The sequence below is a fragment of the Paraburkholderia graminis C4D1M genome (genome assembly GCF_000172415.1).
GTDB classification, from domain to species: Bacteria; Pseudomonadota; Gammaproteobacteria; order Burkholderiales; family Burkholderiaceae; genus Paraburkholderia; species Paraburkholderia graminis.
This window is the reverse complement of the sequence record NZ_ABLD01000013.1, coordinates 58,485-82,368: the sequence shown is the minus strand read 5'-3', so window position 1 is coordinate 82,368 and position 23,884 is coordinate 58,485. Positions and strand designations below refer to the sequence as shown.

General features: G+C 64.5%; 22 protein-coding genes and 2 pseudogenes. 10 read left to right on the top strand and 14 right to left on the bottom strand.

What is annotated here, in order from left to right; all coding sequences use genetic code 11:
* Positions 1–161 precede the first annotated feature (161 nt).
* A complete protein-coding gene (locus BGRAMDRAFT_RS20340; RefSeq protein ID WP_006050695.1) occupies positions 162–599 on the top strand; it encodes an SET domain-containing protein in 438 nt (145 codons plus the stop codon).
* 493 nt (positions 600–1,092) lie between these two features.
* Positions 1,093–1,680: a hypothetical protein gene (locus BGRAMDRAFT_RS20335; RefSeq protein WP_044021484.1), complete on the top strand. Its 588-nt coding sequence runs from the start codon at positions 1,093–1,095 to the stop codon at positions 1,678–1,680.
* Here BGRAMDRAFT_RS20335 and BGRAMDRAFT_RS20330 read toward each other — a convergent pair.
* From BGRAMDRAFT_RS20330 to BGRAMDRAFT_RS20275, 12 genes and pseudogenes are all read right to left on the bottom strand, one after another.
* Complete coding sequence (locus BGRAMDRAFT_RS20330; RefSeq protein ID WP_006050693.1) at positions 1,677–2,426, bottom strand: acyl-homoserine-lactone synthase; 750 nt, start codon at positions 2,424–2,426, stop codon at positions 1,677–1,679. The genes BGRAMDRAFT_RS20335 and BGRAMDRAFT_RS20330 overlap by 4 nt on opposite strands.
* Before the next feature lie 161 nt (positions 2,427–2,587).
* A complete protein-coding gene (locus tag BGRAMDRAFT_RS20325) occupies positions 2,588–3,376 on the bottom strand; it encodes a LuxR family transcriptional regulator (protein ID WP_006050692.1) in 789 nt (262 codons plus the stop codon).
* A 228-nt stretch (positions 3,377–3,604) separates the two neighbouring features.
* Positions 3,605–4,531 (bottom strand): 3-oxoacyl-[acyl-carrier-protein] synthase III C-terminal domain-containing protein, encoded by a 927-nt coding sequence (locus tag BGRAMDRAFT_RS20320; RefSeq protein WP_006050691.1) that lies wholly within the window; start codon positions 4,529–4,531, stop codon positions 3,605–3,607.
* Entirely contained in the window at positions 4,521–5,585 is a 1,065-nt protein-coding gene (locus BGRAMDRAFT_RS20315) for a beta-ketoacyl-[acyl-carrier-protein] synthase family protein (protein ID WP_232292310.1), read from the bottom strand. Before BGRAMDRAFT_RS20315 ends, BGRAMDRAFT_RS20320 begins: the two co-directional genes overlap by 11 nt.
* Before the next feature lie 8 nt (positions 5,586–5,593).
* A complete protein-coding gene (locus BGRAMDRAFT_RS20310; protein WP_006050689.1) occupies positions 5,594–6,217 on the bottom strand; it encodes a GNAT family N-acetyltransferase in 624 nt (207 codons plus the stop codon).
* Positions 6,218–6,227: 10 nt separating this feature from the next.
* A complete protein-coding gene (locus BGRAMDRAFT_RS20305) occupies positions 6,228–7,328 on the bottom strand; it encodes an acyl-CoA dehydrogenase (protein ID WP_006050688.1) in 1,101 nt (366 codons plus the stop codon).
* Positions 7,329–7,352: 24 nt separating this feature from the next.
* The gene (locus tag BGRAMDRAFT_RS20300) at positions 7,353–8,561 is read right to left on the bottom strand and encodes a pyridoxal-dependent decarboxylase, exosortase A system-associated (RefSeq protein ID WP_006050687.1); all 1,209 of its coding nucleotides are present in this window, start codon (positions 8,559–8,561) and stop codon (positions 7,353–7,355) included.
* On the bottom strand, positions 8,558–10,162 hold the full coding sequence (locus tag BGRAMDRAFT_RS20295; protein ID WP_006050686.1) for an acyl-CoA ligase (AMP-forming), exosortase A system-associated: 1,605 nt from the start codon (positions 10,160–10,162) through the stop codon (positions 8,558–8,560). Before BGRAMDRAFT_RS20295 ends, BGRAMDRAFT_RS20300 begins: the two co-directional genes overlap by 4 nt.
* Positions 10,163–10,182: 20 nt before the next feature.
* Complete coding sequence (locus BGRAMDRAFT_RS20290) at positions 10,183–11,130, bottom strand: ketoacyl-ACP synthase III family protein (RefSeq protein WP_006050685.1); 948 nt, start codon at positions 11,128–11,130, stop codon at positions 10,183–10,185.
* A 2-nt stretch (positions 11,131–11,132) separates the two neighbouring features.
* Positions 11,133–12,050, bottom strand: a complete 918-nt coding sequence (locus BGRAMDRAFT_RS20285) for a 3-oxoacyl-[acyl-carrier-protein] synthase III C-terminal domain-containing protein (RefSeq protein ID WP_232292309.1) — start codon at positions 12,048–12,050, stop codon at positions 11,133–11,135.
* 94 nt (positions 12,051–12,144) lie between these two features.
* Positions 12,145–12,423 (bottom strand): acyl carrier protein, encoded by a 279-nt coding sequence (locus BGRAMDRAFT_RS20280; protein ID WP_006050683.1) that lies wholly within the window; start codon positions 12,421–12,423, stop codon positions 12,145–12,147.
* A 57-nt stretch (positions 12,424–12,480) separates the two neighbouring features.
* A pseudogene (locus tag BGRAMDRAFT_RS20275) lies at positions 12,481–13,711 on the bottom strand (acyl-CoA dehydrogenase family protein).
* A gap of 237 nt (positions 13,712–13,948) precedes the next feature.
* Here BGRAMDRAFT_RS20275 and BGRAMDRAFT_RS20270 point away from each other — a divergent pair.
* Positions 13,949–14,785, top strand: coding sequence for a FadR/GntR family transcriptional regulator (locus tag BGRAMDRAFT_RS20270; RefSeq protein ID WP_006050680.1), 837 nt, complete (start codon positions 13,949–13,951; stop codon positions 14,783–14,785).
* 29 nt (positions 14,786–14,814) lie between these two features.
* Here the strand turns inward: BGRAMDRAFT_RS20270 and BGRAMDRAFT_RS20265 are convergent, their stop codons facing one another.
* Both BGRAMDRAFT_RS20265 and BGRAMDRAFT_RS20260 read right to left on the bottom strand, forming a co-directional pair.
* Positions 14,815–16,275, bottom strand: coding sequence for an amidase family protein (locus tag BGRAMDRAFT_RS20265; RefSeq protein WP_006050679.1), 1,461 nt, complete (start codon positions 16,273–16,275; stop codon positions 14,815–14,817).
* Positions 16,276–16,627: 352 nt separating this feature from the next.
* On the bottom strand, positions 16,628–16,867 hold the full coding sequence (locus tag BGRAMDRAFT_RS20260) for a helix-turn-helix domain-containing protein (RefSeq protein ID WP_006050678.1): 240 nt from the start codon (positions 16,865–16,867) through the stop codon (positions 16,628–16,630).
* Between the two features lie 226 nt (positions 16,868–17,093).
* Here BGRAMDRAFT_RS20260 and BGRAMDRAFT_RS20255 point away from each other — a divergent pair, with 226 nt between their 5' ends.
* The 7 genes and pseudogenes from BGRAMDRAFT_RS20255 (at position 17,094) to BGRAMDRAFT_RS20225 (ending at position 23,719) form a co-directional block, all read left to right on the top strand.
* Positions 17,094–17,969 carry a branched-chain amino acid ABC transporter permease gene (locus tag BGRAMDRAFT_RS20255; protein WP_006050677.1) on the top strand — a complete coding sequence of 292 codons (876 nt, stop codon included), beginning with the start codon at positions 17,094–17,096 and terminating at the stop codon, positions 17,967–17,969.
* Positions 17,970–17,973: 4 nt separating this feature from the next.
* Entirely contained in the window at positions 17,974–19,047 is a 1,074-nt protein-coding gene (locus tag BGRAMDRAFT_RS20250; protein ID WP_006050676.1) for a branched-chain amino acid ABC transporter permease, read from the top strand.
* Positions 19,047–19,781 carry an ABC transporter ATP-binding protein gene (locus BGRAMDRAFT_RS20245; RefSeq protein ID WP_006050675.1) on the top strand — a complete coding sequence of 245 codons (735 nt, stop codon included), beginning with the start codon at positions 19,047–19,049 and terminating at the stop codon, positions 19,779–19,781. Before BGRAMDRAFT_RS20250 ends, BGRAMDRAFT_RS20245 begins: the two co-directional genes overlap by 1 nt.
* Complete coding sequence (locus BGRAMDRAFT_RS20240; RefSeq protein ID WP_006050674.1) at positions 19,768–20,544, top strand: ABC transporter ATP-binding protein; 777 nt, start codon at positions 19,768–19,770, stop codon at positions 20,542–20,544. The genes BGRAMDRAFT_RS20245 and BGRAMDRAFT_RS20240 overlap by 14 nt, the downstream gene beginning before the upstream one ends.
* Positions 20,531–21,710: pseudogene (locus BGRAMDRAFT_RS20235) on the top strand (ABC transporter substrate-binding protein). Before BGRAMDRAFT_RS20240 ends, BGRAMDRAFT_RS20235 begins: the two are co-directional and overlap by 14 nt.
* Positions 21,711–21,878: 168 nt before the next feature.
* Entirely contained in the window at positions 21,879–23,177 is a 1,299-nt protein-coding gene (locus tag BGRAMDRAFT_RS20230) for an amidase family protein (RefSeq protein WP_232292308.1), read from the top strand.
* Positions 23,174–23,719 carry an amino acid synthesis family protein gene (locus tag BGRAMDRAFT_RS20225; protein WP_006050671.1) on the top strand — a complete coding sequence of 182 codons (546 nt, stop codon included), beginning with the start codon at positions 23,174–23,176 and terminating at the stop codon, positions 23,717–23,719. Before BGRAMDRAFT_RS20230 ends, BGRAMDRAFT_RS20225 begins: the two co-directional genes overlap by 4 nt.
* Positions 23,720–23,884 lie beyond the last annotated feature (165 nt).

Genomic DNA, 23,884 nt, shown 5'->3' with positions numbered 1-23,884 from the left:
TCGCACCCACATGGCGCAACCGATGATGTACGTTTACCTACGTTGGGAGCTTCACGAGAAAAAGTCGTCCACGACCGGGGGCGCGGTGGCATCGTCGCCGCGCCGTGCGGCCGTGGCTCTGCAGAATGCGCCGATAGTCCTTCACGCACGATCAATCAACGATGAGAAGAATTTCTGTCCGCCGCTCGAGCGTCCATGGCCGCGGCGTGTTTGCGCTGAGAGCGCTGTGCGCCGGCGAGCTCATCCTCGAATACACCGGTACGGTCATGACCTGGAAGCACGCCGTAAGCCGCCATCGCCGGTTCGGGGAGGAGGGCCATACATTCCTCTTTGGTCTTTCCGATGGGCGAGTCATTGACGGTTCGCTTGGCGGCAACAGCGCGCGCTGGCTTAACCATGCGTGCGTTGCCAACTGTGAGGCGGTCGAGTCCGACGGACGGGTCTACATTCAGGCAGTGTCGAATATCAAAGCCGGCGAGGAGCTCTTTATTGCATATGGGCTCACGACCGACGGCCGCGCTTCAGCCGCGGTGCGGGCCCAGTATGCGTGCCGCTGCGGTCACCGTCGATGCCGCGGAACGATGCTCGCTCGCGTGTGACGCAGCCGATCGCAAAGCGTATCGGCCATGCCGCCGAATGAGCCATGAACCAGAACATGGCTAGCGCGGCCGCCGCCATCGGACTCGTAGCCGTCCAGCCCGTGACGCGCAGGTGCAGCGCAATCGCGAAGCGCCCCGTGACCTTCAGTGCGCATGAAACTGCGTAGGTACAGCACCGTGAACCGCATGGCGCCGGCGAACACGACCGCCTGCGCGGCCAGCGATGGCCTGGCGAGGGGACGCCCTACCGTCGCGGAGCCCACGCCATGCACGCGAGTGGATTATGCGCGGCGGCGCACCTGCTTTTTTTCGCAGTTGATATTTCGTCTGAGAAAACCGAAAAAGAAAGTGGACGAAGACCGATGACTCAGCCGCAATTGGCCTGCACCATTGATCCGTGGTGGAGACTCGAGGCGCCATCCCTTTCGCGCTGGCAGCGAGAAGGCGTGCGGCAGAAACGATAACAGCATGCGCATTTGAGGCAGGGAGCATCATGAAAGAACTCAATGCATGGACAGTAACTGGCATGAAGAGCGCCCCACGTATGCTCCCTGCAACCGCTGGTACCGATCAGCGTTTGCAGCGGGCCGAAGCCGAGGTGCGTCGGCTAGCCAGGTGCATCGAGATTAAAGACCGGCAGCTCCGCCAGTTGCGCGAGGCACTTGCGCATTCGGCGACTGTTCACTACTCATTCGAATATCGCCTGCAGCGCGAGCTCGATTCCCTGCGAATCATGTTGCGCTCCAGGGAGTCCCGGGAGCGCAGGGGCAGGTTTGCAGGTGACCAGCCAGAGGAGGGCATCGTCGTGAGACTACCCTACGTAACGTCGACACTGTCGGTCCTCTTTGATGCGATGCGTACATTCTGGGCGGACTGCCATCACGATCATCCTCCGAAGTCTGCTACCGTCGCGTACGCGATTGACGAGCGACTGGGCCTGAAGTCACAGCGCAATGGAGAGGCTTCGCGCAGTGGGCAGGCCTATGCGTCGGCGATCAGGCCCGACTGGGTGAAGGAGGCCGATAACCGGCACCATTGCCGCCCTGCCGGCACGCGCCAACGTCAGACGCCGGTCGTCTAGACTATCGCTCGCGTGTGTGCCGTACTGTTATCGCAAACTGGCAGGGGACCATCGCCACGGCCGCCCGAAGCCAGCGGATTTGCCTGAGCCGGATGGAAACAGGCCGGCATGCAGGGTTCAGGAGGCAGGTGCTCTCCGACGAGGGTGATCGCGTTGAGCAGCGTCACGGGATCGCACCCGAGTCTGTGAAAACTGGCCGGGCCCAGATCGATAGAAGACGCGACGACGCTGGCGCGGCCCGGCGCGGCGCCAACGCCGATATCGCGCAGATCGAGCCCGAAGCGCCGGTACAGACGTGCAACGGAGTGAGACAGAACACCGACCACGCGTGTCGCACCGAACGAGAGGGCGAGCGCCATGGCATAAGGGAATAACGACATGCCTGACGTCGAGCCGGTTCGATGGTCCGGCAACCCGGACGCTGCAAATCGCGACAGCTCCCATATCGAAGGGGATGCCGGCAGGGAACCTGGGCTTACCAGTTGCGGGAAAACGTCACGGAGCAGACAGGGTCCCGTGGTGGGCATGAGCCGCGCGCACCCGCACACTTGGCCGTCTGCGGACAGTGCGACCAGGTGCACAGTTGCCTGTGCGTCGAACTGATCCCACTCGCTCGTTGCGTCGTGCGGCACGCCGGGTATTTCCCAGTGCAGACGCTGGATAAAGACCTTGTGACGGAAGCTCCCGAGTTGGCGACGGATATCTGATGGCAGCTCATCAAGCCGGCCCGCAATGATATGTGACATTGGATACTCCTGGTGTTAGCCGTAGACGCGACGCTATCAGCGCGTGTGTGGCCGGGAAACTCGGAGTTTTGGGAGGTGCCGGCGCCCGCGCGAGCGTGCACCGGCTCGAGCCGCATACGGCGACGGGCAGGGTCATGCGGTCGAATGAAGGCAAAGCGGTGTCAGGGTTTTATGATGCCCTGCACGGTCGCGTGCACCGCAGCGGCCGTCCTGCTACGGATGTTCAGAGCGTCCATCGCTTCCTTGATATGGAACTCGACGGTATAGCGCGAGCGCCCAAGAATCTCACCGATTTCGGCGGAGGTCTTCCCCCGGGCCACCCACGTTAAGCACTCGAGCTGACGCGCTGTAAGCAGATGTGCCATTCTTCTTGAAGGTATCAGCGCCAGGCGATGCAGTTCGTAGTGAAACTGCACGCTGATCAGGTATGCCAGCCTGGAGTTGATTGTGTCGTTGACAGAACGCAACGGGCCGGACAGGTTGAACAGCAGGATACTGCCATCGGACTGGTGGACCGGGATACTGAGTCCCGCGCGCAATCCGGCCTCGCCCGCTTCGTCGAGCAGACGGCGCTCGGCCTTGCTCAAGCCGATGATGTCATGCCACCGGAAGGGAGCCGACTGGAGGAATGCAGCCCGATGAACGGGGTCGGTGGACGCGTAGTCCCTACGCTGGTAGTACCGCACCCAGTCCTGCGGATAGCGTGCGCCGATCATCTCGAGCGCGGTTCTTCGGGTGGACGTCGAACGGCTGCGGGTAACACGGCTGATCATGTAATGCGGGAAACCGAGTTTCCCGGCCTCATGCCCGAACGACTCGACGAGCGACGTGATATCGGTGGCATATGCAAGACGCATCGCGGGTGCTGGCGCGCCTCCTTGCGCACGACCGGATGTGGGTGGCGGCCTGTGCTGGTCGTCGTTCGAACGGCGTCGAGAGACATGTTTCATGTTCGCTACTCCGGCGCTGCCCCGCAGAGTCTGGTATGAGCGGCAGTCTGAAGCGCGCATACGATTGCCGCAGGGTTGCGACACCGGGCTGGCCAGCGGGACGCGTCGTATGCGCGGGCCCGAATGCATGTGAACGGCTGTTATCGTTCGCCGGTCACGCCGGCGATCGATGCGGGAAATTGAACCATATTTTTGGTACGGGTGGCGCGGATCAGACGCGGCAGCAGGCTAACGGACAAGCAGGGCTGCCGCTGAAAATCCTCCGACGCCTCGCGCGAAGAGCAGGAGCGGCCTGCCCGCCACGAGGCCCTCGCACTGCGCCAGATTGATGAACGCATCGCTGACCGTGACATGGCCGATGCGTGCAAAGTTGTCCGCGAACAGCCGGTCCTGCGGAACCTGAAGGGAATCGAGCACGCGCCGCCAGGCGGGCAGATCCAGATGGTGTGGCAGGATACGCTGGATGTGGGCCAGTGTGAAACCTGCCTGCTCGGCTGTCTGCCTGATCAGACGGCGCGCCGCAAAGAAGTGCTGCGCTGCCAGGCGCGATTCATCGTTTGCCAGTACTCCTCGCCATCCCAGGCCGCTCGCGTGGACCGTGATCGCGAGCAGGCGGTTGATGGCGGCACCGCGCTCGATGAATGCGGCAAACGCTCCGTCACTCAGGATTCCCTCGCCTTGCATCGCCCTTTCGGATTCGAGCGGCATGACGTCCGCACCGACAAGCAGAACGCGTTTCATGCGGGGGCGGGCGATGAACACTGCGCGAACCACACGCAGTGCGGCGAGGGCGGACGCGCAGTGCTGCTGCGCGAAGGAAAACGCCTCCGCGTTGGTGAATCCGAATCGGTCACAGAGCAGGCCGGGTAGCGAGTGAGGCGGCGGAGCAACGCTGCCCTGCAGTGTATGCACGTACACGATGCAGTCGACTGCGCGAGGTGCGACACCTGAGGTAAGCAGGAGACGCTCGATCGCGCTTGCCGCGAGACTGATCGCAGTTTGCCCATTGGCGTCGCAGTAATAGCGAACCCCTGCGCGTTCCAGTTGCATGACCGTGGCGTCACTGTGCCCTGTGCGTTGTCCCCAGCTTCCGACGTCGTCAACGCGCGGGGGAAGGTAGACACTGACGTGGGCTATGCCGATATCAGGGCTCATGAGGCAATACGGACATGTCCCGCAGGGACACAAAAGGCGCATCGTGCGTTTCGAGCAGCGCGGCGCCGACAAAGCCGCAAGTGCCGAAACCCCATAGCAGCAGGCGATGTCCCCGGCCGTGAAGGGCGCTACCAAGCCTTTGTGCGAGTCGCACGATGGATTCGGCGGCGCCAAGATGAATGCAATGCTCGTGCTGCAGTCCCGCGTGCGGCCGGCCTGCCAGGGTGCAGACCGCTTCCGTGAGCGACGGCATGCCCCGGTGTCCGATAATCTCGCCGATTCCGTCGTGACCATTCTGGCCGGGGCGATGTCGCGCGAGCAGCGACTCGATCGTGGCTACCAGTGTCACTGCCCAGCTGTCCTGGGCACCGGTGGCGGCGCGGCCAGGGCAGGTGATAACGCGACGGGTTTCAGCGTCGAGCAACCGCAGCCCGGCGCTCGCGTGACTGGCCCGCTCAACCAGTAGTGCACCGGCGGCATCGCCCAGCACAATACCTGCTCCGGCCAGCCTTGAGAACGGTGGGTACGACTTCTCCGCGGCGATAATCAGTACCGTGTGGACGTCGGGTTCGGCGAACAACAGGTCGAGCGCGAGGCGTAGTGCGGTGAATACCGACGCGCCGTGCTGCTGCGAGACCGAGAAGACGAAGCACGGGGTGCCGAGTTCCGCACACAGCCGTCCGGCGGTCGTCGTTGAAACGTGTGCATCCAGACTGCCATGACAGAACATGACGACGTCGACAGGACGTGCGCCGGGCGCACGGGCGGCGCAGATGGTGTTTGCCATTGTCGCGGCGAGCCCGGACAGGTCGGTACCGGTTTCTACCGGCACCATGATGTCCAGTGCGCGCGGTGGCAGATCCGAGTGCACGGCGGGCGAACCAGCCGTTTGCGCGGCGGGCCAGCATCGGAGCCAGTGTGCGTAACCGGCCTCCCACGACCTCATCCACGCATTCCAGCCGCGGTGCCCGGTCGCGCGCAACGCTGAGTCAATCGTGCTCCAGCGGGACAGCGGCATGGCCTCTGGCACCCAGGCGGCAACGGCGGTAATCACGGCAGTATTCACGGTGCACCCGCACGGCAGCTGCAGGCACTGGCAAGATCCTCCGGCAGCAGGTCATAAAGTACGCGCCCGAATCTCGCTCCCATCATGACGTGGCAGTCGCGCTGCAGCCCGATCAGGCGAAAGCCGATCCGCCCGAGCAGACGTTGCGAGCGCACGTTGCAGTCCACAGCCCACGCGGTGACGCAGTGCAGGCCGTCGTCGGTAAACGCTTCCTGGAGGAGCCGGCGGCACGCGAGAAACGTCATGTCCCTGCAGGCGGGACGCCGGCTGTCGCGCAGGACCCAGAACGAGCCGATGCCGAACGCATGTGAGACATCACTGACGGCGGCCAGGCCACTTGCCGCATCACAGCCGGTGGGGCCGAACGCCCGGAGGCGGTGCCGTCCGCCCTGCATCATGAGCCGCACGGCGAGCTCGGGAAGCGTCTGTCGACCCTGTCCGAAGTCGAACCACCGGTTGACCTGCGGATCGGATAGCCACGCGCTGATGTCTTTTACGTCTTTCGCATTGGGCTCACGGAGCCAGCATGCGCCGCATGTTTCCTCCGGCGGTGGTAACCGGTCGACCGGGCCGCCCGTTTCGGGTGTCTGGGGCTGGCTCTTTGCACGTGATCCCTGCATGGCCAATGCCTCAGGCGGACGCTGTGGACGCACTGAATGTGCTGAAAGCGCCGAAGGCGCGAAGGGCTGCATCCACCTTGACCAGCAGCATCGCGAACCAGTGCACGGTCTGCAGTCGTGCCGCTGGCGGCAGTCCTTCCACGTAGCCGTGGCCACCGCAAAGCTGCACCAGCTCGCGCACCACGTCCATTGCTTCAGTCGCGACATGGCGAGCCATCCCCGAAACGGCTGCAATCCGCACCGGCCCGTCCTGCGCTGCAACCGAACGGAGGAACAGGTGAATGGTGTTCGCGGACATCATCATGTCCGCAAGCCGCGCAGCGACGAGCTCATGCGCCGTGAGCGGCTTGCGAAACGCCTGCCGGCTCGTGCAGTAGCCAAGGGCGAAATTCACGCCCTGCTGGATGGCGCCGGAAAGGAGCGCCGCCAGGTAGATTGCCGTGTCGGCGAGCCAGTGCTGTACCGGGTCGTCACCTCCCGCACCCGCTGGTGCCAGAGGCAACGGCATATTGTCGGGCAGTGCGGCGCAGTGCCGTTCGATGAACAGTCCAGCACCTACGGCCATGGACCCCGGGCCGGTCCATTCCTGCGGTAACGTGGTCAGCGCGAGCCGGGGACGTTCACCTTCCATTCGCACCATCATGGCGGGCGATCCGCAGTGCTGACGCAACACATAGAGTCCCGAAGCATCGGCATCCGGAATGCCCAGCGCAATCGATGACGTGCCATCGAGATAATGTCCGATATCCGGATCGGGCAGCCGCTCCAGTGCATCGCATTCACGCAGTGTCATGAGCGCGGCGCTGCTGAGGGTTAGCGCCGCAGCCCGTTCGAGCGGGCCCGCAGCGAACTGCTCAACGACCAGTGCAAGGTCGTGACGGCTCATCCCCAGCCCTCCCAGCCGCTCGGGCAGGATCATGGTCGTGAGATCGAGCGTTGCGGCGAGTGTGACCGTTTTCTCCCACGCCGCGGCGCCTGGCGCGCTCGCGAGCAGCGGCTCGAGCCGCTCGCGGGCGAAGTCCCTCGCGACCATGCGCAGTCGCGTCTGGTCGTCGCTGAGTGCCCAGGAGGCTGGCGTGAGGTTGCCAGTGACGGATTCACGGGATCGCATGATGTTTCTCCGGGTGTCGTGATGTCAAACGAGCATTTCGACAGGCTCGGGATGACTCAGGAAATGCAGCGGGCTCGCCGAGCGGGCGTAGGCGCCCGACTGCCTGACGACCACCAGGTCGCCGATATGCGCTTCGGGAAGTTCGATGTCGTCCGCGAGACGGTCGAGCGGCGTGCACAGGCAGCCCACCACGTGACAGCGCTGCTGTGGCACGCCGTCGGGACGGTTTCCGATGACGACGGGAAAATTGCGACGAAGGACCTGGCCGAAGTTGCCTGAGGCGGCGAGATGATGATGCAGTCCGCCGTCAGTGATGACGAACGTTCTGCCGCGCGAGACCTTCCGGTCGATCACGCGGCATACATAGATGCCGGCCTCGCCCACGAGATAACGCCCGAGCTCGAGGATTGGCGTCATTCCGGACACACGCTCGCATAGTCGCGGGAGCCAGTCGTGCATCGCTTCGCAGACTGCCTGGACGTTCAGCGGCGTTTCGCCCGGGAAATATGGAATGCCAAAGCCGCCGCCAAGATTGACGAACCGGGGAGGCTCCGACAGACCGCGTGCGAGCCGCGCCACGAGATCGGCGCTCTGGCGCTGCGCCTGGATAACGGTTGCCGCGTCCAGGCACTGCGAACCCCAGAAGATGTGAAAACCGGCGAGCGCGACCTGCCTCGCCTGCAGTTCGCGCAGCAGTGCGGGGACCTGGTCGACGTCGACGCCGAATGGGGCCGCGCCACCGCCCATGCGCATGCCACTGCGTCCCACCTCAAAATCGGGATTGATGCGGATCGCCACGCCAGGCTGCACGCCAAGTTCCCATCCGAGCGCGGTGACGAGCCGTAACTGGGTTTCCGATTCGACGTGCACGTTGACGCCGCTTGAAATTGCGCGCCGCAGGTCATCGTAAGATTTGCCCGGACCGGCAAAACCGATGTCCGCAGGAGCGGCGCCAGCGTTCAGTGCGACGGCCATCTCCTGCGCTGAGGCGACGTCAAACCCGTCCACCCGCGCAGCGAGGTAGTGAACCACGGCGGGCATCGGATTGGCCTTGATGGAATAGTGCAGATGCACGCCAGGGGGCAGCAGGCTGCGCAGTTCCCGGATGCGCGTGTCGATGGCCGCGCGCTCGTATGCGAAAAACGGCGTGCGCCCCGCGCGGTCGGCGAGTTGACGCACGTCTACGCCGCCGAATTGCAGCCCCGCAGGCCGCCGGATGAAGGTCAGGCTCACGATGCTTTCTCCCCGTAGCTGCCCGCGAGCGGAGCAAGCCGGGCCCGCAGCGCGGCCCGGTCGAACTTGCCGTTGGGATTGCGTGGGATTTGCGCACAGGTCACGATGTCGCGGGGGACCATGTAGCGCGGCAGGCGCTGCGAGCACCAGTCACGCAGATCGCTGACGTGCGAATCACCAGCCAGCACCACCAGCAACGCGAGGGCTTCGCCAAGCGCGTCGTCCGGCACACCGAGCGCAACGGCCTCAAGGACGAGGCCGCTCGCGTGAACCGTTTCCTCGACTTCTTCCGGGCTGATCCGGTAGCCGGAGCTCTTGATCTGCGCGTCGTTGCGGGCGATGAAATACAGAAAGCCGTCGCTATCGCGTCGCACGAGGTCGCCGGACCAGACTGCCACGTCAGGGGCGGCGCCACCCGGTTTCAGTTCAGGCGAAGGACGGTAACGTTGCGCGGTGCGCGTGGCGTCATTCCAGTAGCCGAGCGTGACGCATGCGCCCACATGCACGAGCTCGCCCGGTTCATCGGGGCCGCAAGGCGTGCCATCGTCGCGAACTACCAGCACCCGGGCATTGGGCACGGCCTTGCCGATCGAGTCGGGCCGCCGGTCGACCTCTTCCGGATCGAGAAATGTGGAGCGAAACGCCTCGGTCAGTCCGTACATGAGGAACGGCCGGGCCTGCGGAAACAGCGCCTGGAGTTTTCGCAGAACGGACAGCGGAAGGCGACCGCCGGTGTTGGCGAAGTAGCGCAGGGTATTGCGCGCGCCGTCGGGCCACGCTGCGCCCGCGAGTTGCATCCATAGCGGTGGCACGCCGGTGATCCCGGTGATCTGTTCACGCTCGCATGCGCGAACGGCGTCATGCGCGGTGAGGTAGTTCAGAAGTACAGCGGTGGCGCCCGCTGACCAGGCGGAGGTCAATTGGCTGAGCCCCGCATCGAAGCTCAGGGGAAGAACGGCGAGGATGCGGTCGGATGGCTCGTGACGCAGATATTCGGCGACGCTCCATGCGCCTTCGAGCAGATTGCGGTGGCTGAGCATGACGCCCTTGGGCAGGCCCGTTGAGCCGGACGTATAGAGAAGAGCGGCGAGGTCTGTGTCGACGCATGCCAGGTTCGACGCGGAAACCGGGGCATCGTCGGCGCGGGTGACATCAAGGTCCGTCCATCGATGAAACCTGATGGTGGGCAGCGCGGCGGGCAGTGCCGCGTCTGGGTGATCCACGACAATCACGTCTGACACCGCAGCGATGCCTTCCGCGCTCAGGGTACGGGCGCGGACCGCGGTGGTCACGAGGCACCGCGCGCCGCTGTCACGAAGCACATGGCCCACCTGGGGCGGCTTAAGCAGCGGATTGATTGGGACGAAGACGCAACCCGCCGCACAGGCCCCGAGCATCGAGACGACTGCCTCAATACGTTTGTCGAGGAAGATCGCGACGCGCTCACCGGGTGTGATGCCGAGGGTAGACAGTGCTTGCGCGAACGAGTGGCTGTGTCGCACGAGCTGGTCGTAGGTCTTACGAACGTCGCCGCAAACGAGTGCCTGCGCATCAGGTGTGCGGCGCGCTGAGGACTGCAGAAGATCAAGGAGATTTCTCATGGCCGGATTAAGGTCTGGGATCAGTGGCGGACCACCATCGCCCCGAAGCAGCCGGCGAATCCGCTCGAGAAGAGCAGCGAGCAGGAGCCCGGTTGCCCGCGTGGCGCGGTGCGGAAGTTGATGAACGGGTCGGCGCCGAACACATGGCCCAGCTGCCCGAAGTTCGCGGTGAAAAGGCGTTCCTGTGGTACAGACAGCATGGTTGCGAGGCGGGACCATCCGCGCAGATTGACGTGATGGGGGAGAATATGAACGAGGTCGTTACTGGTGACGCCCGCCTGTGCGAGCGCAGTGCGCATGGTGGTGAACGCGGACCAGTAGTACCGGTCATCAGGCACCGGTTGCAGGTCGTCATCGGTGCCGCGGAAGTAGCGGGCGTCCGTATACAGATGCAGGCTGACGATGCGGTCTCGCCCGGTGCCGCGCTCAAGCAGGAGCGCGCAGGCGCCGTCGCTGTGCAGCGCCAGATCCTGGATGGCGCGCAGATGATCGCAGCCCGAGCCCATTACGTCAGCGCAGACGACGATTGCCCGGCGGATGGGCTGTCCCTGAACGCAGAGCAGCCGCAACACGCGGATGGCCGCCATCGGTGAGACGCAGTTCTGCTGCATGACCGAAAAGGCGAGCGCGCGCTGCAGTCCCATGCGCGACTGGATGAGCGCCGCGGTACCGGCTGGCGGCGCCATGACGCTGCTCTGGATCGTGTGCGTATACACGAGCGCATCGATGCTTGTTGGCGGCATGCCCGTGTCCTGAAGCAGTGTTGCAACCGCTTCGCACGCTAAGGTCACCGGTGACTGAGCGGCAGCGTCATGGAACTGATGCACGCCGTTGCGCAGTAACGCGCTCGCGCGGGCCTCGGGCAATCCACAACGGTTCACCCAGGCGGCCGCATCGACCGTTCGCGACGGCAGGCTGAACGCGATCGCGGACAGCGACAGCGCGGAGTCGGGCAGGGGCACGGACATCGCTAGCTCCCGCGAAACTCGAGGATCGCGCAGCCGGCCTGTCCCTGGAAGCCGGCCGACCACAGCAGGATGCGCTGGCCGTCGGCGCCGGGCGCCGAGCGCAACAGCGCGTCAAGCTGCGCGGGCGCGTCCGCCGCGCACAGATATCCGATGTCCGCGGGGTCTGGACTCCAGGTCCGGCCTGCGGGCAATCCGGCGCGCGCGCTGATCTTCCGCGCGAGGCTCGCGTTAATACGCGCAGGCACGATCCAGTCGAGTGAGGCGGGTTTGAGGCCCGCCTGCGCACATGTCTTGCGCACGACGTTGACCAGGCACGCTTCGTCGACGAAGGTGTCGCGCGGGGCAGTCTGAGTGGCGGGTGTGCATACCATCACGCTGCGGACGCACCACCCCGGTCCGGCGCGGCGCGTGAGCAGTACAGCGGCTGCGCCATCTGCCAATGCGGCGGCCGTCGCGCCGTGACGGGAGAATGGCGGCAGCCACCGCTCGGCCGCGACGATCAGTGCGGTGCGCATGCGCTCGTCGCCGGCCATCATGTCCGCCACCAGTTGCAGGGCCAGGGAAAAAGACACGCCCTCGAGCTGTCCAATGGCGAACGGTACGCCTGTTGATCCGAGTTCGCTGTGAAGGCGGCCCGCGCACGAAAGCGACAGATCGTGCTCGAAACTGCTGGCACATACGATGATCTGGTCGGGGGCACGATTGTCCTGCGCGGGACATTGCCGGATCGCCTCCATGGCCACCGTTGATGCCATGTCCGAAAGAGTCAGCTGTCGCTCATGGGCGACGCGTGTGGGCGTGGCGGGCTGAGCGAACTCCAGCGAAAAGTCCGGCGTTGCGCAGAGCGTCGCCTCATCCCGCCAGCGCAGCGTGTCCGCGTAGACGGATTGCATCACGGCTTCCCGCATGGAAGGGAACATGGCCGCCGGTGCCTGCACGGGCGGTTCCGGTCGCACCTGAGCTGGGGGCACGTAACGCGCCGTCGCCGCTATGCGGATCTGCCCGTCGCGATGATCAGTTGTGGCGCGCATGGGATTCGACGAAGGAAACGAGGTTGCCGAAACGCATGAAGAGATCGGAGGAGAGGTCTTCCGGCGCGAGCATGAAGCCAAAGCGCTGTTCGAGCTGAAGAAGCAGCTCCGTCATGTTCATCGAGTCGACGCCCACGTCGAACAGGTTCGTGTCTTCGGCGATCAGGTCCGCAGCCATGGTGCTGCCGATGGCCGACAGCAGGCATGACCGGATGGTGGCGGCGATCTGCTCCCGCCCGGGGGCGGAGGTGGTAGGGGGCATGGCGTGTCTCCTGATGAGCTGAGGGGGCTTGGTTATCGGGTCGGGGGGGGGCAGTCGTTACGTGGGTTCCGGGATGTCCCATGGATGCGAGGTCGATCGCTGCGCGGCGCGCGCGATCATGAGCCGCTGCAGGTCGCCGGTACCTTCCATGATCTCGAACGCTTTCGCGTCCCGGTAACCCTGTTCAAGCGAAGGGCAGGCGGCGATGCCGTCGATGCCGGCAAGGTCAATTGCAGCACGCGTCACGCGTGCCGCCACCCGCGAGGCAAAAGCCTTGGTCATTGAGGAATCCATTGACGTGGCGGTCCCCTGGTCGGTCTTCCAGGCCGTGCAGTGGCACAGCAGCCATGCGGCCGTGATCTGACGGTCCATGTCGAGCAGCGACGCTTCGACGCTTGCGGTGCTTTGCCGGCTGTGCACGGGCCTGCCGCCCGCGTCCAGCCAGGCGGCGAGATCGGCGCGGATGCGCCGGCAGGTACCGACCATGACGGCGGAAAGGAGCGGCCGGAAATGGTCCCAGGACCGCTGCGCACCCGAGAAGGCATCGTCGAGCGGCTTCTCGTCGCCGCGCGCAAGCAGTGCGTGGTCACAGAGTTCGCAGTCAGCGTACGAGAGCACGGCAAGCTGCGTGGCACGCAGCCCGGCCATCCGCTCGATGCGTGAGACCATGAAGCCTGGCGTGCGGGAGTCCACCAGGAATGCACGGATACCGTAGCGCCCCAACTGCCGGTTCACAGTTGCGAAGGGTGATCACGCAGTCAGCGCGCGCGCCGTTCGTGATGAAACACTTCGTGCCGTTCAGTACCCACCCACGGTCCGTCTTTCTTGCACTGGTGCGCATCGCGGTGGCGTCCGAGCCGCAATCCGGTTCGGTGATGGCGAAGGCGCCCCAGCGCGGCGTATCCGATCCGAATCGCAGGAAGAAGTCTGAGCGCTGCGCTGCCGAGGCGAGCGCGAGAACAGGCGGCATCGCAAGTCCAGGGCCGGGCAAGGCGAGCGCCAGGCTTGCGTCGGCCTCGCCGAGGTAGGCCATCAGCGTGACCTGCGCCACGAGGCACTGCAGAGCCGGGCAGCCGCCATGCTCCGCTGGCACAAGACTCATGTTCAGGGCGCGCACGTCCTCGCGGCGCCAGGGCGGACCGGCAATCTGGCCAGTCGCGTCCGAGTCGCCGCTCACGGCGCGCATGCTTCTCGCGAGCCGTTCGAGCTCGAGTCCCCGCTCGGCGAGCGCGGTGCTGATGTCTTCGAGGGTGTGAGTCTGTCGCGGCGTCTGTCCATGTCGCGTCATGGCGCGTTCTCCCAGGCGGGCGGGCCTGTGCCCGCGCACGACGTCGCGCCAATCCACGGATGGAGGATGACGTTTGCGCGCCGTGTGACAGTGAGGGTAGGCATCGGGACATGCGCTCGCTACCCCCAACATTAGGAGGGTGCCGCCCGGTGTAGCGTCAAGGCGGCCACGCGGCCGCGTACATGACCGATAATGACGCCGATACGAACGACGACAGGCCAACCACGGGTGCGACGCATGGCAGCACGAAAACAGACGACAGCAGACAAGCCGTTGCTTCGGGCGGACAACACCGGCCCGCGCACGACGAAGCGGGGCGATCAGGTGGCCGAGCTCATCAAGAGCTGGATTAACGATGGAAAGCTGCGTTCGGGCATGCGACTGAAGAAGGAAGCCGAGCTTCAGGAGATGTTCAGCGTCAGCCGCGGTTCCATACGTGAGGCGCTGAAGGCTTTGGAGGTGCAGGGGCTCGTGCATCTGAGCACGGGACCGGATGGCGGGGCGACGATTACGCGCGTCCCGCTCGCCCGGGCATTCCAGGCACTGCAGAATTACCTCTTTTTCGAGAGCATCGGTCTTGAGGATATCTACGCCGTGCGGCGGGTGCTGGAGCCGCTACTTGCGGCAGGTGCGGTGGAGCATCTGACGGACGCGGACCTGGAGGCGCTCGAGCGTAGCGTGGAGGTATGCGAGCCGTTTGTCGCGAGCCACGAGCATGCCCTTGACCAGCGGCACGAGGACATTCATTTTCATGATGTGCTGGCGGGCGCGAACCCCAATGCTTTTCTGCGTTGCGTCTGCCAGATCATCAACCAGATGCTGCACAGTCTGGTCATCGTGGCGGGCAACGTCACACAGCAGGACTACCAGGCGTTCGGGCGACGGACCGCCGCGGCCCACCGGATGATTCTGGATGCCGCAAGGCGGCGCGATGCGAGCGCGGTCCAGCAACTCATGGCGGCACATATGGAAGAAGCCGAAGCGCAGCTTCGCAAGGTGCATGCGGCCTTGCGGCAAAAGCTGGTGCTGGACTCGGATCTGGGCCTGCAGGCGGGCAGGAAGCGCGGCTCGTGATATGGCGATATGGCGTGAGCGGATGCGCGTCAGACAGACCCGAAGGTGCGCGGGGGCGCGGGCTCCTGTTGCGATTGCTGCGCGGCAATCGATGAGGAAAGTGTACGGGCCAGCGCGGCTAACGGAGCCCGTCCGAATGCCAGTTCGAGAATATGGCTTGCCCAGAGCACAAGTGCATCGGCGTGACGGCCACCGACGATCTGTACTCCCACGGGCAGCCCTTCCGCGGTTGTGCCTGCGTAGAGACTCGCGGCGGGAAGCCCGAGCTGGTTGCACCAGGCGGTGAAGTGGGGGAACAGTTCGTTGCCGGCCTGGACTTCGGTGATCTGCATGGCCACGCGCGGATAGACCGGACAGATGACGAGATCGTAACGTTCGAAGAATGCGTTGACCCGGGCACCGAGTTCGCCGCGTTCGATGAGCGCGTCGAGCAGCGCGTGGCGCGAGATGGCAGCGCCCGTGTTGGAGTACGCCCGCAGTGACGGATCGAGTGCGGCGCCGCCGTCGACCATGCCCTCGGTGAGCTGGCGGCAACATGCCGGCCAGAGCGTCGCGTGGACTGCATTGCAACGATCGATGCCAGGCGGATCGTCTGGCCGCACTCGCGCACCGAGCTCGCGGAACGTATCGGCCGCGCGGATAACCGCCTCATGGATAGCGGCCTGCGGCTCAACGGCGAGCCCGAGAGACGGGCTGTACGCCACGCGGATGCCGCCGGGCGTCGGCTTGCATTCGAGCCCGCGTTCATAGTCGCTGCCCTCGAATGGCAACGCGTACCAGTCGCGGCTGTCGGGCCGGCTGATCACGGTCAGGATGCGGGCGGCATCCGCCACGCACCGGGTCATCGGGCCGATGTGGCTTAACAGGGCAAACGGGCCGCGCGGGGCATGCGGGACGCGTCCAAAACTCGGCTTGAAGCCGAACGTGCCGGTAAAGGCGGCGGGGATCCTGATGGACCCGCCACCGTCCGTGCCGATTGCGGCTGGCGCCATGCCCAGCGAGACGGCGGCGGCGGCACCGCCACTGCTGCCGCCGGGCGTGCGTGCGGTATCCCAGGGATTGCGTGTCACGCCCGTCAGCGGGCTGTCTGTGACGATCTTGTGGGCGAAATCAGGCAGTGTCGTCTTTGCAAAGCAGATCGCTCCCGATTCGCGCAGTCTTGCCACGCACGGACTGTCGTGCGAGGCCGGTACATCATCTGTCGCGCGGGAGCCGTATCGCGTGGGCAGTCCCGAGACGGCGACGTTATCCTTGATGCTGACCGGCACGCCATCAAGGGGGCCGAGGGGCCGTTTGCGATGCCATCGTGCCTCGGATTCCCGCGCCATGTCGAGTGCATCCCCGGCGATCTGGCAGAAGGCATTCACTGCGGGGTCGAGCAGCTGAACGCGGTGAAGCACGGCTTGCATGACCTCGACGGGCGACGTGCCGCCGGCCTCATACAGTGCATGAACCTCCCGCACTGTCAGATCGCAAAGGTCGCTGTACATGTCGCCTCCTATTAATCATCATAAATAGACGATAGGCGCGGCTCGAGTTCGTGTCAAGAAGCCGACTACATCAAGAGCATGGGGGTTTACGTGGGCCGAGGGGTAGTTGACATGCGCGGTTTGTGGCCGTAGATTTATGGCCATAAATGTGCGGCGCGGGACAGGCCCGCTCGAACACGAAATGGTTGCGGCCTGCATCGCAAGGAGGGCTTTCGCTGCAGCCAAGAACGTTGGCGGGCAGTCAGCTATCGGTCTAATGCGCGGTTGCGGTCGTTCACGGTATGGCGCATCAAACGACGAGGGTTTCCCGGCGTGTGTGCTGCCAAGCAGGAGCCTGGCGTCGATGAGCCAACTAGTGATGAGCGGCGCGATCCTCGGCCGCTTTTATGAGTTGTGACAGCGCTGCACCGAGCGCGTTGGCGATGTCGAGCAGGGCGTCGACTCTTGCCACCGTTTCGGCGCGCTCGATGAGTGAGACGGTGTTGGGATGAACGTTGGCACGTAAAGCAAGACCCGCCTGAGTCAGTTTCTTCAGTTTGCGGCGTGCGCGGATCTCCTTCCCGAGTGCCTCGAGTAGTGCTTGGTTGGTCATGCGGACTCGATTTGGCTGGGCGCATCGAGTATCGGGGAGCGTGCGTTTTGAAATTCACAATTAATTGTGTATTTTTGTTGGCTTGCTCTGAAATTCACAATATATTGTGATAAATGCGCGCTCCGACATGACGGATGGAGACATGCACTTGGTCTGCGGTGGCTGCCATACGCCGCTGGCAGGAGCAGGGAGGACGTCGGCCTCAACCTGATATGCGAGGGGATAAATGGTAGTGGTACTGAATATTTTGAGCTATGTCAGCATTCTGGTACTGGTGGCGCTAGGGCTTGCCATTGTGTTCGGCATGATGGATATCGTGAACCTTGCTCATGCCGAATGGGTGACCATTGGCGCATACACGCTGGCAGTCGTACAGGCCGTTGGCGGGCTGCAGGCGTTCTGGCTCGCGCTGCTCGCCGCGCCGATAGTCGGGGCGCTCCTTGCATGGTGCCTCGAGCGTTTCATCATCCGCTTGCTCTACGACAGGCCACTGGACACGCTTCTCGCGACCTATGCAGTTGGCCTGATTCTGCGAAAAGCCCTGGAACTCGTTTTCGGCAACCAGCCGATGCTGGTGTACGCACCGTTTGCCACAGCGGTGCCGGTTCCCGGCGGCAACTATCCGGCCTACCGGATCTTCGTGGTCGGTGTCGCATTCGCGGTGACTGCAGGGTGCTGGCTCATATTTGCCCGTACGCGCTTCGGTACGCAGTTGCGTGCCGTGATCCAGCACCGGGCTATGGCCGAGGCTGTCGGTATCGACACGCGTCGTCTGAACCGGATCGCGTTCTGCGGGGGCGCTGCGCTCGCCTCGCTTGCCGGTGTCCTCATCGCCCCGATGGTGTCGGTGGAGTCCCACCTCGGCGTTGCCTATCTCGCCAAGGCGTTTTTTGTGATCGTGCTCGGCGGCATCGGCTCGATCGCAGGCAGTATCCTGGGCAGCGTGGTAATCGGGTCAGCGGAGACGCTGCTGAGCTATCGCCTCGATCCCTCCTTTTCATCGGCCCTCGTGCTGATTCTCTCGATCATCGTCATCCGGTTCAGGCCCCAGGGGCTCGTTCCAGGATTTAGTGCTGGCCATCATCTTCTCGGAAAAGGATAAACGCATGTCTCGAAAATCTGCAGACCGGGGGTGTCCGTGGGTACCACTGCCGCCATTCGCACGCAAGGACATCGCGCCGGTGACATTGTGGGCAGCGGCGGTGGCCGCGGCCACGATCGTGCCGTTCTTTACCGGCGCCTATCTGCTCTCAACCATCCGCGACGCCCTGGTCATGGGACTGCTCGCGCTGAGCTATGACTTTCTGTGGGGGCGGGCGGGGGTGCTGACGCTCGGACACACGACCTTCCTGGGGCTCGGAGCATACGGCTTTGCGGTGGCGACCGTGCAGTTCGGTCAGGCGCCGGTCGTGGGACTGATCACGGGCGTGGTTGTCGCCGCGGCGCTCGCCGCGGTGGTGGGCTACTTCCTGCTTTTTGCGGGCGTGCGGCTGCACTTTTTTGCCATCATCAGCATGGCTGTGCTGATCGTCGCCCAGCAGCTGGCGACGAGCTGGCAGTCGGTCACGGGCGGTGACACGGGCGTTCTAGGTATCCCCGGGCTGTGCGTCAAAGTCGCCGGCCACATCGTAGACCTGAGCGGTCCTATGGCGTCGTGGTACGCGGTGGCCGGGGCTCTGCTCGCTGCGACCGGGCTGATGTGGCTTGTATGCCGCAGCCGCTACGGCAGGGTCCTGGCCGCAATCGCAACCAACGAATGGCGGGCGAAAGCATGTGGCTATCACACGTCGTTTCATCTGCTGCTCGTCTTCGTCATGTCGGCCGTGGTCGCTGCCATTGCTGGTTGCCTGATGGCCGCGTGCTCGGGTGTCGTGGCTCCTGACGTATTTTCGCCGCTGCTCGCGACCGAGGTCATTCTCTGGGTGGCTATCGGAGGAAGAGGAACGACCGGCGGCCCCGTGATCGCCGCCGTCGTCCTGACCCTCCTCAAACAGACGGTGTCCACATACACCGCGGACGGATGGCCGCTGGTTCTCGGTGGCCTGTTTCTTGGCTGTGTGCTGTTCATGCCCAATGGACTGCGTGTGCGCAGCCCCCTGGCCGGAATGCTCCGTCGGTTTCGCCTAACTCCAGGCTGGTTTGCGTTCCATCGTGGCGCAGGCGCACAGGAGGAACGGTGATGGGCGGCTATCTCCTGAAGGGCACGGGGCTGTCGCGCGCATTCGGCGGAATTGGCGCCGTAACGGGCGTGGACGTCGCAATCGCGCCGCGTGATCTGCTGTGTGTCATTGGTCCGAACGGCGCGGGCAAAAGCACACTGGTCGGACTGCTCTCGGGCGCAATCGTGCCTGGCGCGGGCGAACTGTATGTCGACGGCCAACGGATGACTGGCAGACCGATGCACGAGTTCTGCCGGCGTGGGGTGGTCCGCAAGTTCCAGGGCACCAACACGTTCCTCCCGATGAGCGTGCGCGACAACCTGCTTGTAGCGGGTCTGGGCGTCGCCGCTTACCGGGCCTCACCGATGCCCGAACCCGAAGCGGTGATGGAGGAGGTTGGCCTGTCCGGGCAGGGCGGCGAACTGGCTGCGCATCTGCCGCATGGGGAGCGCCAGTGGCTGGAAATTGGCATGGCCATGATGTGCCAGCCCTCGCTGCTGCTGCTTGATGAACCCGCCGCCGGGCTCTCGGCGAAAGAAGCGCAACGGCTCGTGCGTCTTATCCACCGGCTACGCGAGCGATGCGCCGTACTCGCCATCGAACATGACCTGGGGTTCGTGCGGTCCCTGCAGTGCGAGACATGGGTGATGCACAGGGGGAAGGTGGTGCGACGGGGGGCATATGAAGAGATCGCGGGCGATGAGGAGATCCGCCGCATCTATCTCGGGCAGGGGGCCATGCATGCTGCACATTGAGAATCTTTCGGCCGGTTACGGCGACGTCGACGTAATCCATGACCTCACGCTGAACGTGCAGCCCAACGAGGTACTTGGCGTGCTCGGTTGCAACGGTGCGGGCAAGACGACCCTGGTCAAGGCCATCATGGGGTTGCTTCCCCGCGTGAGCGGGCAGGTGCGATTCCAGGAGCAGCCGGTCACTGGGCTGCGCATGCATGAGATCGCCCGACGTGGCATCGGCCTTGTGCCTCAGGGGCGATGGATCTTTCCGAAGCTGACCGTGCGCGAAAACCTCGTGATGGGCACCCGCGCCGCAGGCGGTGCGGACATTCCCGACGAGGTGTTCGAATACTTCCCGGTACTGAAGTCACGACTTTCGCAGCAGGGCGGCACGCTGTCTGGCGGCGAGCAGCAGGTCCTCGCGATCGCGCGTGCCCTGTGCGGCCGCCCGAGACTCCTTCTGCTCGATGAACCGTCTGACGGCGTGCAGCCCAGTCTGGTGGAGCGCATTGGCGAAGTGATTCCCGAACTTTGCCACCGCTCGCAACTTGCGGTGCTGCTCGTGGAGCAGAACCTCGACCTTGTGTTGCGCAGTGCCAGGCGTTGCATTGCGCTCAGCAATGGCCGGCTCGTCCATGCGGGGGCCGTCGAACCGGAACGCGGCGCGCAAGGCACTCACCCGCTTGCGCGCTATCTTTCGCCGGCGCCCGGCAGTGCGCCGGACTCTGCGCCAGATTTCCGGCTCAAAACATCCAGTGAGAACCCGCATGAACCGTCGTGACTTTTCCCGAACATTGCTGCTTGGTGCGACAGGCGCTCTTGCTGCGTCAGTGGTATCGCCCGTTACACGCGCGGCTGAGCCGCTGAGGATCGGCCTGCTCGCGCCGCTGAGCGGGCCCCTCACTCGGGTAGGCCAGGCCAACCGGAGCTGCGCGGCGCTTGCTGTCGACGAGATCAACGCGGCAGGAGGACTGCTCGGGCGGCCGCTATCGCTGAGCGTCGAGGATACTCAGATGTCGACGGCGGTAACGCTGCAGAAGGCGCGGCAGCTTTTCATGCGTGACGGAGTCGCGATGATCACGGGCATGGTGCTGCCCTCTGAGCGGGAAGCCGTCCTGCAGGCATCAAGGGCGGCCGGCAGGCTTGTGGTCTATCCGAACTTCGACGACGGCCGTTGTGATCCCCAGCTTCTCACTACAGGCCTCGCCGCGAGCCAGAGAATCGGGCCACTGGTCGCCTGGCTCATGCGGAGCGGCGGGCTTACCGTCTGCGCGGTCGTGTCCGACATCGGCAGCAACAGGAAGGTACTGGTGCCGCAGTTGCAGGCGGCCCTGGCGCGTTACGGCGGCACCCTCCTTGACGTCTACTGGCTACCTTTTGGCACGCGTGATTACGGCGCGATCCTGCAACGTGTCGCAAGCCGCAACCCCCAGATCGTGTGGCACAGCATCGGCGATGATCCGGTCACCTTCGTCAAGCAGTACGGGTCGTTCGCAATGAAGCCGAAGCTTGTGTCGGATATTGCGCATGAGTCGCTGTCGATCGCGACCGCCGGTGCATCGACGGACACGATCGGCGTGTCGTCCTACTTCATGAGCATCGAAAACGCTGAAAACCGCGATTTCCTCGCCCGGTATACGGCGCGTTACGCCAATGCGCATGATCCCCGCCTCGGCCGGTACGCGGTGGTGCTGCCGCATGGCGAGAACACGTATGCAGGCATTCGTCTCTTTGCCGAAGCCGTCCGCTCAGCGGGCAGTGTCGACGCCGGGCGCTTGCGGGCTGCGTTGCCCGCCGTCTCCATTGCGCTGCCGCGTGGCAAAACCGGTGTGAGTCACGACGCGGGCCATGTGCTTTGCCAGACTCGGATCGGCCAGGCGCTTGCCGATAACAGCTTTTCGATCCTGGAATCCACCGGGCCCGGTGACGCCAGTCTGTGAGGGATAGGCGTCGTGTCATTTCTCCGATGAACAGTATGCGTCTATAACTTAGGAACACTGAATGAATGAAATTATACGCTGAGTGTCGAGCAGATGGTGCTGCTTCGGCAGCGCAGTCTTCTCGCAGTAAGAGGTCATTTGCGCCGTACTGGACCGGGTCGCGAAGCTCGATCCGGTGGTCAACGCCTTCTGCGCCCTCGACGAGGAAAGGGCGATGTCGGCCGCCGGCGAAGCCGAGCGCCGGTGGATGCGCGGCGAGCCACGCGGTCCGCTTGATGGTGTACCGGTATCGGTCAAGGATCTCGTGGCTGTCGCCGGACTTCCGACGCGGCACGGGTCACGGACCGCTTCGCCGGAGCGCGAGCACGCCGATGCTCCAGCCGTTGCACGGTTGCGAGGCGCGGGCGCCATACCGTTTGGCAAGACAACGACTTCCGAGTTCGGCAACAAGATTGTGACCGACTGCCCGTTGACGGGCGCAACGCGCAATCCGTGGGATACGCGGCTTTCACCAGGAGGCAGCAGCGGCGGATCCGCGGTCGCTGTTGCGCTGGGGATGGGACCGCTCTCTCTTGCGACCGATGGCGGCGGGTCGATCCGGATTCCGGCCTGCTGGAGCGGTGTGGTTGGGTTCAAGCCAACGTTCGCGCTCGTACCCGCCGGTGCGGCCACGTCATGGACTGCTCTGTCCACGCTGGGGCCGATGGCACGAAACGTACGTGATGCAGCGCTGATGCTTGACGCAATGATTCACGACAGCGTCGGGGGTTACCCGTTAACGACGGCCGCCTCTGGATACGCGAGCGCCGTCGACGACGGCGTCGCCGGCCTGCGGATCGCCTGGTGCCCCGCCCCGGATAGTGTCCAGGTGACGCAGGACATTGCGAAGTGCGTCGAGAGGGCCGCGGACACGTTCGGCGCGCTTGGCGCCAGAGTCATTCAGGCCGACGTCGCGCCGATCGCAGACTACTACGGCAATGGCCGTATGCATTCGGTCCAGTGGTCCGTGTTCTTCGCCCAACGAGTCCGGCATATGGAAGGAACGGACAGGACACTGCTCGACCCGGATCTTAAGGCACTGGCGGATGCGGGCGCACAGGTGGACACCGCAACGTTCGTCGATGCGCTGCTTGCGCGCCACGCACTCGGCGCATCGATGGATACGTTCTTCGAGCGTTGCGACCTGCTGCTCACGCCGACGTTTCATTGCGGCCCACCTCCGGTTCCCGGTCTGCCCGTCCATCTGCGTCAGGCGCCCGTCCTGACAGCGTGGTGTAACCAGGCCGGCGTGCCTGCGATATCCGTGCCCTGCGGATTCGCCGGGGACCTGCCTGTCGGCCTGCAGATCATCGGGCGTCGGGGCAGCGATGCCCTCGTTCTGCGGGCAGCGCGGGCGTACGAACTGGCGAGGGGGGAGTTTCCGGCACCGGATCCCGGGCTCCAGATCCTGGGCGACACCGGGACCGCGCCATGAACACCCGGATCACGCGGGTCGTGCTCCATCTCGTTGAACGGTGCTCGGAACTCGGCACGCCAGTGACTCCGCCGCACCGTCAGATAGTGGCGGCTGCTGTACTGGAGACGACCAGCGAGGATGCCGCCTGCGAGCTTGACGCGTTATACGCGACGGGCGCCGAGCTCGGCCAGGTGCTCACCGCACGGGCGCTGCTTGCGCTCGGCTGCGGGGGCCAGGACATCCAGGGTTACGGGAAGGCCGCGCTTGTTGGCACAGGGGTACCGCTCGAATGGGGCGCGGCGCTGCTGCATCCGCGACTCGGCAAGGCGGTGCGCGACTGCCTGCCTGGCGCGTCCTCGATCATGCCATCCGTCACCAAGCGCGGGTCCGCTGGCGCATGCGTCGATATTCCCCTGCACGGCGTCACGGACATGTGGAGCTTCGACCACTTCGACACGGTGTCGCTGTGCGTACCCGACTCACCGGCACCGGGCGAGCTGCTCATCGCCATTGCACTGGCGGAGCGCGGAAGGCCGCTCGCACGCGTCAGGCCGGGGTGACGCGCGGCGACAAACCGTGCCGTCAGGTAACTGCGCATCAAACGAACAAACGAACAAACGAACAAACGAACAAACGAACAAACGAACAAACGAACAAACGAACAAACGAACAAACGAACAAACGAACAAACGAACAAACGAACACTCACGAGCGATGACGGAGAA

Bases quoted from the DNA above. Each gene is read 5' to 3' on its own strand.
- BGRAMDRAFT_RS20285 (WP_232292309.1), bottom strand. From the start codon at position 12,050: ATGTTCCCTTCCATGCGGGAAGCCGTGATGCAATCCGTCTACGCGGAC.
- BGRAMDRAFT_RS20225 (WP_006050671.1), top strand. From the start codon at position 23,174: ATGAACACCCGGATCACGCGGGTCGTGCTCCATCTCGTTGAACGGTGC.
- BGRAMDRAFT_RS20340 (WP_006050695.1), top strand. From the start codon at position 162: ATGAGAAGAATTTCTGTCCGCCGCTCGAGCGTCCATGGCCGCGGCGTG.
- BGRAMDRAFT_RS20310 (WP_006050689.1), bottom strand. From the start codon at position 6,217: ATGCAGGGATCACGTGCAAAGAGCCAGCCCCAGACACCCGAAACGGGC.
- BGRAMDRAFT_RS20305 (WP_006050688.1), bottom strand. From the start codon at position 7,328: ATGCGATCCCGTGAATCCGTCACTGGCAACCTCACGCCAGCCTCCTGG.
- BGRAMDRAFT_RS20265 (WP_006050679.1), bottom strand. From the start codon at position 16,275: ATGTACAGCGACCTTTGCGATCTGACAGTGCGGGAGGTTCATGCACTG.
- BGRAMDRAFT_RS20270 (WP_006050680.1), top strand. From the start codon at position 13,949: ATGGCAGCACGAAAACAGACGACAGCAGACAAGCCGTTGCTTCGGGCG.
- BGRAMDRAFT_RS20320 (WP_006050691.1), bottom strand. From the start codon at position 4,531: ATGAGCCCTGATATCGGCATAGCCCACGTCAGTGTCTACCTTCCCCCG.
- BGRAMDRAFT_RS20250 (WP_006050676.1), top strand. From the start codon at position 17,974: ATGTCTCGAAAATCTGCAGACCGGGGGTGTCCGTGGGTACCACTGCCG.
- BGRAMDRAFT_RS20245 (WP_006050675.1), top strand. From the start codon at position 19,047: ATGGGCGGCTATCTCCTGAAGGGCACGGGGCTGTCGCGCGCATTCGGC.
- BGRAMDRAFT_RS20325 (WP_006050692.1), bottom strand. From the start codon at position 3,376: ATGAAACATGTCTCTCGACGCCGTTCGAACGACGACCAGCACAGGCCG.
- BGRAMDRAFT_RS20295 (WP_006050686.1), bottom strand. From the start codon at position 10,162: ATGAGAAATCTCCTTGATCTTCTGCAGTCCTCAGCGCGCCGCACACCT.
- BGRAMDRAFT_RS20260 (WP_006050678.1), bottom strand. From the start codon at position 16,867: ATGACCAACCAAGCACTACTCGAGGCACTCGGGAAGGAGATCCGCGCA.
- BGRAMDRAFT_RS20240 (WP_006050674.1), top strand. From the start codon at position 19,768: ATGCTGCACATTGAGAATCTTTCGGCCGGTTACGGCGACGTCGACGTA.
- BGRAMDRAFT_RS20280 (WP_006050683.1), bottom strand. From the start codon at position 12,423: ATGCCCCCTACCACCTCCGCCCCCGGGCGGGAGCAGATCGCCGCCACC.
- BGRAMDRAFT_RS20330 (WP_006050693.1), bottom strand. From the start codon at position 2,426: ATGTCACATATCATTGCGGGCCGGCTTGATGAGCTGCCATCAGATATC.
- BGRAMDRAFT_RS20255 (WP_006050677.1), top strand. From the start codon at position 17,094: ATGGTAGTGGTACTGAATATTTTGAGCTATGTCAGCATTCTGGTACTG.
- BGRAMDRAFT_RS20290 (WP_006050685.1), bottom strand. From the start codon at position 11,130: ATGTCCGTGCCCCTGCCCGACTCCGCGCTGTCGCTGTCCGCGATCGCG.
- BGRAMDRAFT_RS20335 (WP_044021484.1), top strand. From the start codon at position 1,093: ATGAAAGAACTCAATGCATGGACAGTAACTGGCATGAAGAGCGCCCCA.